The following is a 14,320-nucleotide window of genomic DNA, read 5'->3' as shown; positions in this document are numbered from 1 at the left end:
CAGGTTCTCGAGGATCAGCGAGGAAGCCGCTTCGGGAACCTCTTCCGGAATCCAGTGGCTGACGTCCTCGACCATCTCGAACCGGTACGGCCCGGTGCACCACTTCTCGGTCTCGAAGGCCGCCACCGACCCGAACGCGACGTCCTCGGTGCTCCACACGTACATGGTCTTGACGCCGACCTTGTCCGCGGCACCGTGCGGCTTGCCGGCGCGGTACCAGTTGAGCGCGGCGGTGAGCGCGCCCGGCTCGCTCAGCCGCTGGACGTACTCCTCGACGTGCGAGGGCCGGATCCGCCACTCGAACATCTGCTTGATGGCCTGGGCGTTGTTGTCGAGCATGCGCTTCTCGGTGCTGCGCTCACGCCAGTCGCGCATGTACTGCGACCGCATCGCCTGGTCCTCATCGGACTGCAGCGCGACCTTCAACGCGGCGGGGTGCGGCGTGGAGAACACGGTGAGCGTGCGCAGGCGTTCGGGGTGCTCGATCGCGGTCCACCACGCGACGGCGCCGCCCCAGTCGTGCCCGACGAGGTCGAACGTGTCCCAGCCCAGCGAGTCCGCCATCGCGATCACGTCGCCGACCAGGTGCGTGACCGTGTACTCGGACGCCTGTTCCGGGCGCACGCCGGGGGAGTAGCCGCGCTGGTCGGGTGCGACGGCGCGGAAACCGTTCACGCCGAGCACCGCGACCTGGTGCTCCCACTCGATCGCGGCCTCGGGGAAGCCGTGCAGCAGCAACACCGGGCGGCCGTCCTCGGGGCCGGACGCGATGGCGTCGAAGGTACCTGCCTCGGTGGGGATGCCGATGTGGTCGATCACGGGCCCGACACTACCGGTGTGACCTGGCTCTCAACGGCCGAGCCGAAGGGGGTGGCCTCACGAACATCAAATGTGCATCCGCATGTAGACGTGCTGAAACCGCAGGGCGCAACGAACGCCGTCGTGCTCGTCCTGCACGGCGGACGGGAACACGGCACCGGACCCGTCCGGCGCCACAACCTCGCGTACCTGCGCATGGTCCCGCTGGCCCGGGCGCTGCGCGCGCCCGGTGTCGAGGTCTGGAACCTGCGCTACCGCGTCCGCGGCTGGAACGCGCCGAGCCTCGATCCGGTGAAGGACGCGCGGTGGGCGCTGGAGAAGATCACCGAGCTGCACCCCGGCAGGCCGGTCGTGCTGGTCGGGCACTCGATGGGAGGCCGGACCGCGCTGCGCGTCGCCGGGCACCCGAGCGTGGTGGCCGTGTGCGCGCTGGCGCCGTGGATCGTGCCCGGCGAGCCGTTCGAGCAGCTCAGGGGCAAGGCACTGCTCATCGCGCACGGTGATCAGGAGCGGATGACGGACCCGGCCAAGTCGCTGTCGTTCGCGCGGCAGGCCAAGACCGTGACGGACCGGGTGGCGCGGTTCAGCGTCGTCGGCGACGGGCACGCGATGCTCAGGAGGGCGAGGGACTGGACCCGGCTGGTCGTCTCTTTCGTCCACGGTGAACTCGGGCTCGAACCGGTCGCACCCGACATCGCGAATGCCATGCGGGAGGCCTCGCCACGAGGCCTCGACGTGCCTTTGGGAGGCTCGCGTGGCTGAGGTCGCCGTCATCGGAGCAGGGGTCGCCGGGCTCACGGCCGCATATGTGTTGCAACGCAGGCACGACGTCACGCTGTTCGAGGCCGACGACCGGCTCGGCGGCCACGCGCACACGCACGACCTGGACGGCGTGGCCGTCGACTCCGGGTTCATCGTCCACAACGAACGGACCTACCCGAACCTGATCAGGCTCTTCCGCGAGCTCGGCGTGTCCACTCAGGACTCCGAGATGTCGATGAGCGTCCGGTGCGACGGCTGCGGCCTGGAGTACGCGGGTGCCAGGAAGCTGCCGGGCCTGTTCGCGCAGCCGAAGAACGCCGCCAACCCCCGGTACCTGCGCATGCTTGCCGAGGTCACCCGGTTCTACAAGCACGCCCAGCGCGTTCTCGGCCACGAGGAGGCGCACGACGTCACGCTCGGTGCGTTCCTCGCGATCGGCGGGTACAGCCGCTACTTCGTCGACCACTTCATCGTTCCGCTGGTCAGCGCGGTGTGGTCGTCCGGCGCGGCGCTGAGCATGAGGTACCCGGCCTGGTACCTGTTCGAGTTCCTCGCGAACCACGGGATGCTCGCGATCGGCGGCACCCCGCAGTGGAAGACCGTCGTCGGCGGCTCGCGCACGTACGTCGAGCGCGCGGTGAAGGGCCTCAAGGCCGTGCACGTCGGCACGCCCGTCAGGGCCGTCACGCGCGGCGCGGCGGGCGTGGAGATCCGCGACGAGAACAACGTGCTGCACACCGCGGACCACGTCGTCATCGCCACGCACCCGGACCAGGCCCTGGGACTGCTGGCCGACCCGACGCGCGAGGAGAAGGAGGTGCTCGGCGCGTTCCAGTACTCGCGCAACGAGACCTGGCTGCACACCGACGCCTCGATCCTGCCGCGCAAGACCGGCGCGCGGGCGTCGTGGAACCTCTACAAGCGGGCCTGCCACGAAGCGAACGACCAGGTGCTCGTCAGCTACCACATGAACCGGCTGATGCGCCTGGACGCACCGCGCGACTTCGTCGTCACGCTCAACCCGCACGACGTGAACCCGGACAGCGTGCTCGCGAAGATGGTCTACGAGCACCCGATCTACACGCCGGAGTCCGTTGCGGCGCAACGACGTCTGCCCGAGATCAACACCGGCTCGACCGCCTACGCCGGCGCGTACCACGGCTGGGGCTTCCACGAGGACGGCTGCGCGTCGGGAGTGCGCGCGGCCCAGCACCTCGGGGTCGACTGGTGATCTACGACGTCCTCATCACGCACGCCCGCCGCGAGCTCATCGACCGGGCGTTCAGCCACCGCGCCTACATGTGGCTGGTCGACCTGGCCGAACTGCCGCGGCTGCCCTGGTGGGCGCGCCCGTTCGCGAAGTTCGAGGCCCGTGACCACCTCGGGTCACCGTCGAAGACGATCCGGGAGAACCTCGACGAGTGGCTGGCCGGGCGCGGCATCGACCTCGGTGGCGGGCAGGTCCTGATGCTCGCGAACGCGCGCGTACTCGGGTACGTCTTCAACCCGCTGTCCGTGTACTGGTGCCACGACGCTTCCGGAGAGCTCGTGTGCGTCGTCGCGGAGGTGCACAACACCTACGGCGGACGGCACTGCTATCTGCTGCGCACCGACGACAAGGGTCGTGCGTCGGTGGACAAGGAGTTCTACGTCTCCCCGTTCCTGGAAGTCGACGGCCACTACGTGATGAAGCTGCCGAAGCCGGGAGACCAGCTGTCCGTGACCATCGCGTTGCGGCAGAACGGCAAGACGACCTTCAGCGCGACGATGAAGGGCGAGCGCAGTTCGGGACTGCGCATGCTGCTGCGCCGTCCGCTGATGCCCCAGCGCGTGTCCGCGTTGATCCGCCGCCACGGAATCGCGCTCTACGTGAGGCGAGTCCCGATCATCCCCAGGAGTGATGGATGAGCACGTTGTCCCTGCCCCGGCCCGGCCAGGGCGTCTGGCCCGGACTGTTCACGGCGCCGCGTTCGCCGATGCGCGCCCGCGTCGCCGAGGCGTTGTTCCGCAAGGCCGTGCGCCCGTTGGCGGTGACCGTCCGGTTCCCCGACGGCAGGACGTGGGGAGCGGGTGGTCCGGAGATGCGGATCGTCCGGCCCGAGGAGTTCTTCCACCGGCTCGGCGCCGACGCCAAGATCGGCTTCGGCGAGGCCTACATGGTGGGCGACTGGGAGTCCGACGAGCTCGCGGACGTGCTCTCGGTGTTCGCGGCGAAGCTCTCGACGCTGATCCCGCCCAGCCTGCAGCTGATGCGGCGGTGGGCGGAGCGGCGGCAGACCGAGATCAACGACGTCGCGGGCTCGCGGCAGAACATCCACCGGCACTACGACCTGTCGAACGAGCTGTTCGCGGTGTTCCTCGACGAGACGATGACGTACTCGTCGGCGTTGTTCGAGGGCGGGGACGCCGACCTGCGCACGGCCCAGCTGCGCAAGATCGACGGCGTGCTCGACTACGCGGGTGTGCGTGCGGGCTCACGCGTGCTGGAGATCGGCACGGGCTGGGGCGCGCTGGCCATCCGCGCCGCCCAGCGGGGTGCCACGGTCACGTCGCTGACCATCTCCGCCGAACAGCGGAAGCTGGCGCTGGACCGGGTGAGGGACGCGGGCCTCCACGATCGGGTGACGGTCGAGCTGCGTGACTACCGAGAGGAGCACGGCCGGTACGACGCCGTCGTCAGCGTCGAGATGATCGAGGCAGTCGGTGCCGAATACTGGCCCGAGTACTTCTCGGTGCTCGACCGCGTGCTCGCGCCGGGCGGCCGGGTGGGGCTGCAGGCGATCACCATGCCGCACGACCGCATGATCGCGAGCAAGGCCAGCTACACCTGGATCCACAAGTACATCTTCCCCGGCGGGCTCATCCCGTCCGTGCGCTCGATCGAGGACTCGGTGCGCGAGAACACCCGGCTGGAGATCGTCGAGTCGAGGTCGTTCGGGCTCGACTACGCCGAGACTCTTCGCCGGTGGCGCGAAACCTTCCTCACCCGTTGGGACGAGGTGCGGGACCTGGGCTTCGACGACACGTTCCGCCGGATGTGGGAGTTCTACCTGGCCTACTCGGAGGCCGGATTCCGCGTCGGATACCTCGGGGTGCAGCAGTTCGGCATGGCCGAACGACTGGGCCATTAGGACCACGTTCTACCCCATAAGGGTGCTGGTTCCCCCGTCCGTGCGGACTTCGTGGTCCTCTTTGAAGCAGGCGGTATCAATCGGCTCGCTGCGGTCTCTTCTTCAGTGAAGCCCCTAGTGTCGCTGTAGTGGAGGAGGTCGCCGGGATGGTTCTACCCACAGCCGTGCGGGCCGGTGGCGGTGTCGCGGTCCTCGTGCCCGGTGAAGGCGCAGGGGCTCGGAACCGGCCAACGGTGCCCACACGCCGTCGGGTGCTCCAGGCACCGGTCTCCAATCAGTGGCTCGCCGAAGCCGAGTTCGCCGACCTCGTCGATGCCGCTCTTGCCGGAGACAGACGGGCGGTCGAGCACCTGCTCGGCCGCATCCAGCCGCTGATCGTGCGCTACTGCCGTGCCAGGGTCGGCGGCCGCGAGCGCACGCTGGTCTCAGCCGAGGACATCGCGCAGGAGGTGTGCGTGGCGGTGCTCGGCGCGTTGTCGAAGTACCGCTACGAACCCGGTTCGTTCCTCGCGTTCGTGTACGGCATCGCCGCGCACAAGGTCGCCGACGCCCGCCGGCGCGCCGTCCGCAACCGCGCCGAGGTCGTGCCGGAACTGCCGGACTGCCCGTCGCTGGACACGGGCCCGGAACAGCACGCCGTCAACGGCGAGATGATGGCCCAGGTGACGCGCCTGCTGCACAAGCTGCCGCCCCGCCAGCGCGAGATCCTCGTGCTGCGGGTGGCCGTGGGCCTGTCCGCCGAGGAGGTCGCGCTGGCGGTCTCGTCGACTCCGGGCGCGGTGCGGGTGGCACAGCACCGGGCGCTCACCCGGATGCGGGAGATGATCGCCGAGGAAGGCTGACGCGCTCGACGATCGCGGCGAGGTCTCGCCGGCAGGACGGAACGGGGAGTGTCCTGCACCGAGGCGTTCGACCGCGGTCGCTCGTGCCGCCTTGCCCGCGGCTCAAGACTCCTGCGGAACCGTCGTCCGCAGATCCGCGAACGCCGCGACCACCGCCGTGACCAGGACCAACGTGCCGATCACGAGCAACGCGACCGCGCCACCGGCCAGATCCGCCAGCACCGCGCCGAGCACCGGAGCGATCGGTGTGAGCCCACGGCTGACGAAGTTCAGAACGGCGTCCATCCGGCCCATCAGGCCGTCGGGCACCATCGCGGTGAACAGGGCGCCCACGGAGACGTTGAGCAACGGGGTGCCGATCGCGGTGAGCACGAGCGGCACGAACGGCCACCACGCGCCGAGCGGGAGTGCCATCGCCGTCATGCACGCGCCGATGACGGTGAGCACCGCGACGATGAGCCGGGCAGGCGTCATGGTGACCCTCGGCGACAGCAGAGCGCCGAGGACGCCGCCCACGCCGAGGCCGGTGAGCACCAGCCCGACCAGCCAGTCGGCGCCGCCCCGCTCCTTGACCAGCGCCATGACCGGGAGCATCGAGGCCCCGCCGAGCAGGTTCAGGGTCAGGAAGATCGCGACGATGTTGCGCAGCCCGCGCTGGTGCCACAGCCAGGCCCACGGTTCGCGCAGGTCCTGGCGCATGCGCTGACGTGGCCGCTGCCCGGTCCGCGGCGGGATCTTGGCGAACCAGGCGCACACGGCGGCGACGAGGAACGACAGGGCGTCGCCGACGAACGGGACCGAGCGGCCGAAGCCGAACAGGAGCGCGCCGAGGGACGGGCCGATCAGGTACGCCACGTGGGTGCGCGCCTCCTCCTGCGCGTACGCGGTCCTGAGCTGGTCCGGCGGCACGACCTCCTTGATGGCGGTGGCGCGGGCGGGGCCGGCGAACGCGGTGCAGACGCCGTCCACCGCCGCCAGGACGAGGAACACGGGGATCGAGTCGAGGCCGGTGACGACGTTGGCCGCCATCGCCGCGACGGCCACGGCCTGCGTGGCCTGGCTGCGGACCAGGACCTTGCCGCGGTCCCAGCGGTCCACCCACACGCCCGCCGGCATCTGCGTGAGGATCAGCGCCGCCGCCCGCACCCCGGCGATCACGCCCGCCCAGAAGACCGACCCGGTGACCGCGAAGATCAGCAGCGGGACCGCCACGGTGGTGAGCTGCGTGCCCAGCTGGGACACCGCGGCGCCGAGCCACAGCAGCTGGAAACGGACGTTTTTCCTGAGCGGACCCGCCATGAGGGCTGTTTCTAGCGCATGATCACCGGCCTCGGGTGGCAAGGTTTACGCATGGCCGACCCGGAACCCGCCTACGACGTGCTGCTCACCGGCACCGTTTTCCTCGACATCATCTTCACCGGACTGCCCCGGCCGCCGGAGCCCGGCACCGAGGTGTGGGCAGAGGGGCTCGGGTCGTGTCCCGGCGGCATCGCGAACCTCGCCGTGGCGTTGCGCCGGCTCGAACTGAAGACCGCGCTGGCGGCGGCGTTCGGGGAGGACGCGTACGGCGACTTCTGCTGGGACGTGCTGGCGGACCAGGAAGGCGTCGACCTTTCTTACTGTCGCCGCTTCTACGGGTGGCACTCGCCCGTGACCGTGTCCATGGCGATGGAACGCGACCGCAGCATGGTCACGCACGGGCACAAGTCGCCCGTCGTCGCCGATGACCTCTTCTCTCCGCCGCCGTCGACACGTGCGTGCTTCGTGCACATCCAGGCGGAGGACGAGGAATGGGTGCGCACGGCGAAGGAGAACGGCGCGAAGCTCTTCGCCGACATCGGCTGGGACCGCACCGGGGCGTGGTCACCGGAGTTGTTGCGCAGGCTCGACGGTTATGACGTGTTCCTCCCGAATCACGTGGAGGCGCAGGGGTACACCCGCACCGACACCCCGGAGGCCGCCGCGCGCCGGCTCGCCGAGCACGTGCCGGTGGTGGTCGTCACACGCGGCGGCGGGGGAGCGGTCGCGGTCGACAGCGCCACCGGCGAGTGCGTGGACGTGCCGGGGCTCAACGTCGCGCAACTCGACGCGACAGGTGCCGGTGACGTGTTTGGCGCCGGGTTCGTGATGGGCACTCTGGCCGGGTGGCCGCTCGAACACCGGGTGCGGTTCGCGAACCTGTGCGCCGCGCTGTCCGTGCAGCACTTCGGTGGCTCGCTGTCGGCACCGGGCTGGGGAGACATCGCGGTCTGGTGGCGCACGGTGAGCAGGCGGCCGGACGAAGAACTGTCGCGCTACGCGTTCCTGGACGACCTGCTTCCCGACCACACGGGCGTCGAGGTGCGCAGGGCCAGTCCGACGATCGGGCTGCGGTTGCTCCGGTAGGTTGAAAACAGTCGATCAGCGGACGCAACCTCACGGGCCTCCCGCGCGACTTAATACGTAGAGAGTCTCTGGGGTTTGTTCGGAAGGAGTTGCGGTTTGTTCGCCGCACGCGCGTCAGGCTTGGTCAAGTTGCTGGGGTTGTGCCTGACGGCGGGCGTCCTCCTCGCTGCGATGGTGTTCCCGTTCGTCGGAGGTCTGGGGCTCGCGTCCAACCGCGCGGCCGACCAGGTCGACCAGACGTCGGGCGATCTCGCGAAGGGTGAGCTGCCGCTCGTCACCACCATTCAGGACATGAACGGCGACCCGATCGCCTACCTGTACGACCAGTACCGCATCCCGTTGGAGACCAAGGACATCGCGGACACCATGAAGGGCGCGATCCTGGCCATCGAGGACAAGCGGTTCTACGAGCACCAGGGCGTCGACTGGCAGGGCATCGCCCGTGCCGCCGCCAAGGCCGGTGTGGACGGTGGGGCGACGCAGGGCGCGTCGACGCTCACCCAGCAGTACGTGAAGAACTACATGGCGTTCGTGCTCGGCGCCGACAACGAGCAGGAGGCCTGGGAGAAGGCCACCGAGGCGACCGTCGGCCGCAAGATGCGCGAGGCGCGCGTCGCGTTGCAGCTCGAGCAGCAGATGACGAAGGACGAGATCCTCACCGGCTACCTCAACATCGTGCCGCTGGGCAACCAGACCTACGGCGTCGGTGCCGCCGCGAAGGCGTACTTCAACACCACGGCCGACAAGCTGACGGTTCCGCAGGCCGCACTGCTCGCCGCGATCGCGAACCGCCCGTCGTCGCTGAACCCCGGTGCCTCCCCGGACAAGGCGCTGGAGCGCCGCAACATCGTCATCGACAAGATGCGCGAGAACGGCGCGTTCGGCGCCGACGAGACCGAGGCGAAGAAGAAGGCCGAGGAGTTCAAGGCCCAGCCGCTGGGCATCGTCGAGGACCTGCAGATCCTGCCCAAGGGCTGCGTCGGCGCCGGCGACGGCCCGATCTACGGCTTCTTCTGCTCCTACCTGCTCGACTACCTGCGCGCCTCCGGCATCACGAACAAGCAGCTGCAGCGCGGCGGCCTCACCATCAAGACGACGATGGACCCGAAGGCCACCAAGGCCGCGAAGCAGTCGGCCGAGCAGCAGGTGCCGAAGACCCAGAACGGCATCGCGAACGTCATGTCCGTCGTGCAGCCGGGCACCGACAAGCACCGCGTGCGCGCCCTCGTCGCCTCCCGCGACTACGGCAACAAGGCGGAGCTCGGCCAGGTCGCCCGCCCCGTGCCCGCCGAGGTCCTGCCGTTCGGCCCCGGCTCGGTGAACAAGATCTTCACCGCCGCCGCCGCGTTGAAGAACGGCGTCACCGGGATCGACCGCAAGATCAAGGTCCCGAAGGTCTACAACTCCAAGGTCTACCCGAACGACGGCACGGCCTGGCGCGTCCAGAACGCGGCCGACTACCCCGAGGAGATGACGCTCACCCAGGCGCTCGCGACGTCCCCGAACACGGGCTTCGTGATCCTGCAGGAGCAGGCGGGCCTCAACAACGTCGTCGACATGGCCTACAAGCTCGGCATGCGCGAGACCCTCACCGGCGTCAACCGCGGCGCGGAGCCCCTGAAGTCCGACGGCTCGAACGGCCCGTCGCAGGGCGACTGGACCAAGCAGAACAACGCCGGCTCGTACACCCTCGGCCCCGGCGCCACCAGCGTCCTCGAACTGGCCAACGTGGCCGCGACCATCGTCTCCAGCGGCACCTGGTGCCCGCCGAGCCCGGTGGAGAAGGTCATCGACCGCTACGGCAAGGACGTCCCGCTGAAGGAAGCGCCCTGCGAGCAGGCCGTGGAACCGGACCTGGCGAACAGCCTCGCCCAGGGCATGTCCCACGACACGACCGGCAGCGGCACGGCAGCGACCGCGGCGAGCGGCTCCGGCTGGAACCGCCCGGCCATCGGCAAGACCGGCACCACCGAAGAGCACAAGTCGGTCGCCTTCCTGGCCGCGACCCCGCAGTACGCGGGCGCCGTCATGACCTACGCCGACGGCAACAACCCGCAGGTCATCTGCGCCAACCCGATCCGCCTCTGCCCCGGTAGCTCGCAGGGCGTCTTCGGTGGCCAGGTAGCCGCACCGACCTGGTTCAACGCCATGAAGGTGATCCACGAAGGCCTCCCGGTGGCACCGCTGCCGCCGGCCGCACCCAGGTACAAGTAAGCCCCGCTCGGCCAGAGGGCCGCCGGACGCCACGTGCGTCCGGCGGCCCTTTGCGTTGAGCGGGGGAGGGCAGGGCCGGTGCGGTGGGTGGAGGCTGGAGGGAAGCGGCTGAGCGGAGTGGCGGCCGCGCGGAGCGGCGGCCAGGTAGTGGGCTGGGGGTGGGGCCTGCCTTGGGGTGGGGCCGGACGGGCGGTTGGGCGGTGAGGCCGGGGGAATGGCCGAGCGGAGCATCTGACACGCCCGCCCGCCCAGCAAGGCAGGGCGGAGGCCGCCGGACTGAAGGGCAACGCCGAAGGCAAGCCACCCCTGCCGCCCAATGCAACGGCGAAGCTGAGGCGTCCCTCCGCGCTCAAAGGGCGACGGCGAAGCCGAGCCGCCTTGCCGCCAGCGGCAATGGCGGAGCCGAGGCGTGTGAACCTCTCCCTGCTGGTCAAGCCCCAATCGCTATCGGCGCGAAGAGGCGATGACCGGCACCGGCTCGGTACTGCCTGAGCGACCACCCTCGCAAGGCGCCCGTTCGCACGGCAGGTGACCACCCCGCTGGAACGCGACAAACGCCCGCAAACCGACCCGCACGCCGCGCCTGCTCGCCCTCGAACGCGCCTGCCCGCAGCCTGCCTGTCAGTAGCCCGCAGCTAGCGCCTACAGTGCGCCCGCCTACTGCGCCCGCCCCAGCCGCATACCGCCCGCAAGCCACCAAACCTCGGGCCAACGCCTGCCCAAACGACCCAACCACCCGAAGTAACCACCCCGGCAGGGCCCATCCCCGCCCCACCACCAAGCAAACCTTTCACGATAAAGCGACTGACCAGTGGAAACACCAACCCGGGGATTGGTTCAAAGCCCGTTGACCAAGGCCTAAACCAAGTGGCTACCCAAAGTGACGAGCAGTGGGCCTAATCACCTGAACACCCACTTCGCTTGCCCGCGCCGGTCACACGAGGTTACGTTCTGCGCCGCATGTCACGGTTCGATAACCGCAAGGACACGGATCTCCCCCGAAGCGGTCCAGTCCACCACCGGGCCCCCGAAGCCCGCAGCCAGGCCCCCCGACGCCAGGCGAAGCGCGGTCATCCGAACTCCCCCGAGTGCATGGAGACAGGTTTTGGCACGGCATCGTTCGAAGGGTCCCCTGGTCGACGTCATCACCAAGGTGGACCTGGACCGCAAGAAGGCCGTTGCGGTGGTGGTCGCCGCAGGCGCCCTCGCCGGCGCCGGTTTCGCCCAGGCGGCTACCGCCGTCACCCCGGTGGACCGCTTGATCGCCCCCGTCGCGGCCACCAAGAACCTCGCTGCGGCGATGACCGCCGAGAAGCAGGCGCCGCAGGGTCCGCAGACGATCCACGACGTCAACACCGGCTCCGAGGCGCGCAAGCTGCTGCAGGCCGAGCAGATCCAGGCGCAGTTCCACGTCGCCGAGGCGCTCAAGTCCGCCGAGGGCGCCTTCGCGCAGCGGCAGGAGGCCGCCAAGGCCGAGGCTGCGCGGATCGCGGCCGACACCGCGCGCATCGCGGCCGAGGAGGAGGCGAAGCGGCCCAAGTGCGTGCGGCCCGCCCAGGGCTCGTTCACGTCCGGGTTCGGTGCCCGCTGGGGTACCAGCCACAACGGCGTCGACATCGCGAACGCCATCGGCACGCCGATCGTCGCCGTCATGGACGGCACTGTCGTCGAGGCCGGGCCCGCGTCCGGGTTCGGGCTGTGGGTTCGCGTTCGGCACGACGACGGCACCATCACCGTCTACGGGCACATGAACACCATCGACGTTCCGCAGGGTGCGAAGGTCAAGTCCGGGCAACAGATCGCGACGATCGGCAACCGCGGCCAGTCGACCGGGCCGCACCTGCACTTCGAGGTGTGGGTCGCGGGCGGGCAGAAGGTCAACCCCGTCGGCTGGCTCGCCGAGCGCGGTGTGAGTCTCTGACCGAACACGGTCACACGATCACGAGAAGTCCCGATAGTCTCCGGCCACGCCGCCGTGCATGAGGTGCGGCGGCGCGGAGACCGGAGCCGAGCCAGTGATCTACCGCAGCCCCCTGCCCGCGGTGGCCGTTCCCGACCGCACCGTTCCGGAGCACGTGCTGGAACGCGCGCGGCACAACGACAAGCTCGCTCTCGTGGACGCCGTCACGGGCGAGTCGCTCACGTACGCCGAGTTGGCACGACAGGTCGAGACGACGGCCAAAGGCTTGGTGCGCAACGGCATCAGGCCCGGTGACATCGTCGCGATCGCCAGCGCCAACCGGCCGCGGTACGCCGTCGGCCTGCACGCGGTCCTGGCCGCGGGAGCGACGGCCGCGCTCATCAACCCGATGCTCACACCGCCGGAGATCGCGCGGCTGAAGGACCTCGCGAACGTCACGAGGACGCTCGACCTCGACGACCTTCCCGCGAGCGACGCCGATTCGCTCCCACCGGGAAACCCCGCCGGCACCGCCGTCGTCCTCTTCTCCAGCGGCACAACGGGTCTCACGAAGGCCGTCGGCCTGAGCCACCGCGCGCTCGTCGCGAACCTGGAGCAGCACCGGCCGGGCTGGCGCATCGACGAGACCGACGTCCTCGCCGCGAACCTGCCGTTCTTCCACGTCTACGGCTTCACGATCATCCTCAACTCCGGTCTGCTCGGCGGCGCCACGCTCGTCACCATGTCCCGCAGCGACGCCGGCACCTACTTGCGGCGACTCGCGGAACACCGCGTCACACGGGCGTTCCTGGTGCCGCCACTCGCCGCGGCCATCGCGGACCACGAAGAGCCGGTCCCGGAGCTCAGCCTCAAGCTCGTCCTCTGCGGCGCCGCGCCACTCGGCGACGCCGTCCGCCGCGAGGCCGAGCGCAAGCTCCAGGCACCCGTCCGCCAGGGTTACGGCCTCACGGAAGCCGGTGGCACACACCAGACATTCGACGGTGACGTGGAATCCGACCCCGCGAGCGTCGGTGTGCTCTGTCCCGGCACGGAAGCGCGGATCGTCGAGCCGGGGACCACGACGGACGCGGCGGAGGGTGAGATGCTCATCCGCGGTCCGCAGGTGATGGACGGCTACCTCGGTGACGAACGGGCCACGCGCGAAGCCTTCGTGGACGGCTGGCTGCGCACCGGTGATCTGGTGCGCGTCCACAACGGCCGGTTCCACGTCGTGGACCGCATCAAGGAAATGATCAAGTACAAGGGTTACCAGGTCGCGCCTGCCGAGTTGGAGGCGGTGCTGGGGCGCCATCCCGCAGTTCAGGACGCGGCGGTGATCGGTGCGCCCGATCGGGTTAACGGCGAGATCCCGAAAGCCTTCGTGGTCACGCAAGGCGACGTCACCGCGGACGAACTGATGGCCTTCGTGGCGGCGGAGGTGGCGCCGTACAAGAAGATCCGCCAGGTTGAGTTCGTGCGAGAGATACCGAGATCCGTGTCAGGCAAGGTCCTTCGCCGTCTGCTGAAGGACGTCTCGCAGTGAAGGTGCTGATCACCGGCGGCGCCAAGGAGCTCGGCAGGGCGTTCAGCGGCGTCCTTGCCGCGCAAGGACATCAGCTCGTCCTCACCGGTCGCGACGAGGAGGCGCTCGCCATCGCCGAGGCCGAGCTGAAGGCCCAGGGCGCCGCCGTCGAGGCGCACGTCGCGGACCTGGGTGATCCGCACGCGACGGCCAAGCTGATCGAGAGCCTCGGCGGGATCGACGTGCTGGTCAACAACGGTGCGCTCGGCGGGCCGGTCGGTCCGACGTGGCAGGTCGACGAGAACGACTGGTGGCACACGTTCGAGGTGAACCTGCGCGGCACCGCGTTCGCCGCGAACGCGGCCATCCGCACGATGACGAGCGGGCGGATCATCAACGTGGTCAGCAACGCCGGTGTGCACCGATGGCCTTACGTCACCGCGTATTCGGTGTCCAAAGCGGCCGTGGTCAAGCTGACCGAGAACCTCGCGGTCGAACTGAAGCACCGGCCGATCGCCGTGCTGAGCTACGACCCCGGCATGGTCGACATCGGCCTGATGCGCCGCGGCGCCGAGATGGACTCCGGCGATCCGCACCAGCGGAAGATCTCGGAGTGGGCGAGGTCTCAGCGCGCTGCGGGCAGGTTCACCCCGGTGGAGCAGTCGGCCGATCTTTTGGCCCGAATCGTGCGCGGAGAGTTCGATCACCTCTCCGGCGGCTTGATCACGCCGAAGGACAGCTGAGA

The 14,320-nt window shown here is 69.5% G+C and carries 12 protein-coding genes; 10 read left to right on the top strand and 2 right to left on the bottom strand.

From position 1 onward, the window contains the following. Positions 1 to 819: alpha/beta fold hydrolase (locus SK571_RS32965; protein ID WP_319988001.1), on the bottom strand; the 819-nt coding region annotated here is incomplete at its 3' end. 90 nt (positions 820 to 909) lie between these two features. Here SK571_RS32965 and SK571_RS32960 point away from each other — a divergent pair. The 5 genes from SK571_RS32960 (at position 910) to shbA (ending at position 5,554) form a co-directional block, all read left to right on the top strand. Continuing rightward, positions 910 to 1,581 carry an alpha/beta hydrolase gene (locus SK571_RS32960; protein ID WP_319988000.1) on the top strand — a complete coding sequence of 224 codons (672 nt, stop codon included), beginning with the start codon at positions 910 to 912 and terminating at the stop codon, positions 1,579 to 1,581. Further along, positions 1,574 to 2,812 carry an NAD(P)/FAD-dependent oxidoreductase gene (locus SK571_RS32955; protein ID WP_319987999.1) on the top strand — a complete coding sequence of 413 codons (1,239 nt, stop codon included), beginning with the start codon at positions 1,574 to 1,576 and terminating at the stop codon, positions 2,810 to 2,812. Before SK571_RS32960 ends, SK571_RS32955 begins: the two co-directional genes overlap by 8 nt. Then, a complete protein-coding gene (locus tag SK571_RS32950; protein WP_319987998.1) occupies positions 2,809 to 3,489 on the top strand; it encodes a DUF1365 domain-containing protein in 681 nt (226 codons plus the stop codon). Before SK571_RS32955 ends, SK571_RS32950 begins: the two co-directional genes overlap by 4 nt. Then, on the top strand, positions 3,486 to 4,712 hold the full coding sequence (locus SK571_RS32945; RefSeq protein ID WP_319987997.1) for a cyclopropane-fatty-acyl-phospholipid synthase family protein: 1,227 nt from the start codon (positions 3,486 to 3,488) through the stop codon (positions 4,710 to 4,712). The genes SK571_RS32950 and SK571_RS32945 overlap by 4 nt, the downstream gene beginning before the upstream one ends. 233 nt (positions 4,713 to 4,945) lie before the next feature. Further along, positions 4,946 to 5,554 (top strand): RNA polymerase sigma factor ShbA, encoded by a 609-nt coding sequence (shbA, locus tag SK571_RS32940; RefSeq protein ID WP_319987996.1) that lies wholly within the window; start codon positions 4,946 to 4,948, stop codon positions 5,552 to 5,554. Between the two features lie 102 nt (positions 5,555 to 5,656). Here shbA and SK571_RS32935 read toward each other — a convergent pair whose 3' ends face one another. After that, complete coding sequence (locus tag SK571_RS32935) at positions 5,657 to 6,853, bottom strand: MFS transporter (RefSeq protein WP_319987994.1); 1,197 nt, start codon at positions 6,851 to 6,853, stop codon at positions 5,657 to 5,659. A 51-nt stretch (positions 6,854 to 6,904) separates the two neighbouring features. Here SK571_RS32935 and SK571_RS32930 point away from each other — a divergent pair, with 51 nt between their 5' ends. The 5 genes from SK571_RS32930 (at position 6,905) to SK571_RS32910 (ending at position 14,318) form a co-directional block, all read left to right on the top strand. Further along, entirely contained in the window at positions 6,905 to 7,939 is a 1,035-nt protein-coding gene (locus SK571_RS32930; protein ID WP_319987993.1) for a carbohydrate kinase family protein, read from the top strand. Between the two features lie 96 nt (positions 7,940 to 8,035). Beyond that, positions 8,036 to 10,153 carry a transglycosylase domain-containing protein gene (locus tag SK571_RS32925; protein ID WP_319987992.1) on the top strand — a complete coding sequence of 706 codons (2,118 nt, stop codon included), beginning with the start codon at positions 8,036 to 8,038 and terminating at the stop codon, positions 10,151 to 10,153. 1,105 nt (positions 10,154 to 11,258) lie between these two features. Next, on the top strand, positions 11,259 to 12,074 hold the full coding sequence (locus SK571_RS32920) for a M23 family metallopeptidase (RefSeq protein ID WP_319987991.1): 816 nt from the start codon (positions 11,259 to 11,261) through the stop codon (positions 12,072 to 12,074). Between the two features lie 94 nt (positions 12,075 to 12,168). Further along, entirely contained in the window at positions 12,169 to 13,596 is a 1,428-nt protein-coding gene (locus SK571_RS32915; protein WP_319987990.1) for an AMP-binding protein, read from the top strand. Beyond that, complete coding sequence (locus SK571_RS32910) at positions 13,593 to 14,318, top strand: SDR family NAD(P)-dependent oxidoreductase (protein WP_319987989.1); 726 nt, start codon at positions 13,593 to 13,595, stop codon at positions 14,316 to 14,318. Before SK571_RS32915 ends, SK571_RS32910 begins: the two co-directional genes overlap by 4 nt. Positions 14,319 to 14,320: the final 2 nt, after the last annotated feature.

This window comes from Lentzea kristufekii, assembly GCF_033949925.1.
GTDB classification, from domain to species: domain Bacteria; phylum Actinomycetota; class Actinomycetes; order Mycobacteriales; family Pseudonocardiaceae; genus Lentzea; species Lentzea kristufekii.
This window is presented reverse-complemented; position numbering and strand designations above follow the sequence as displayed.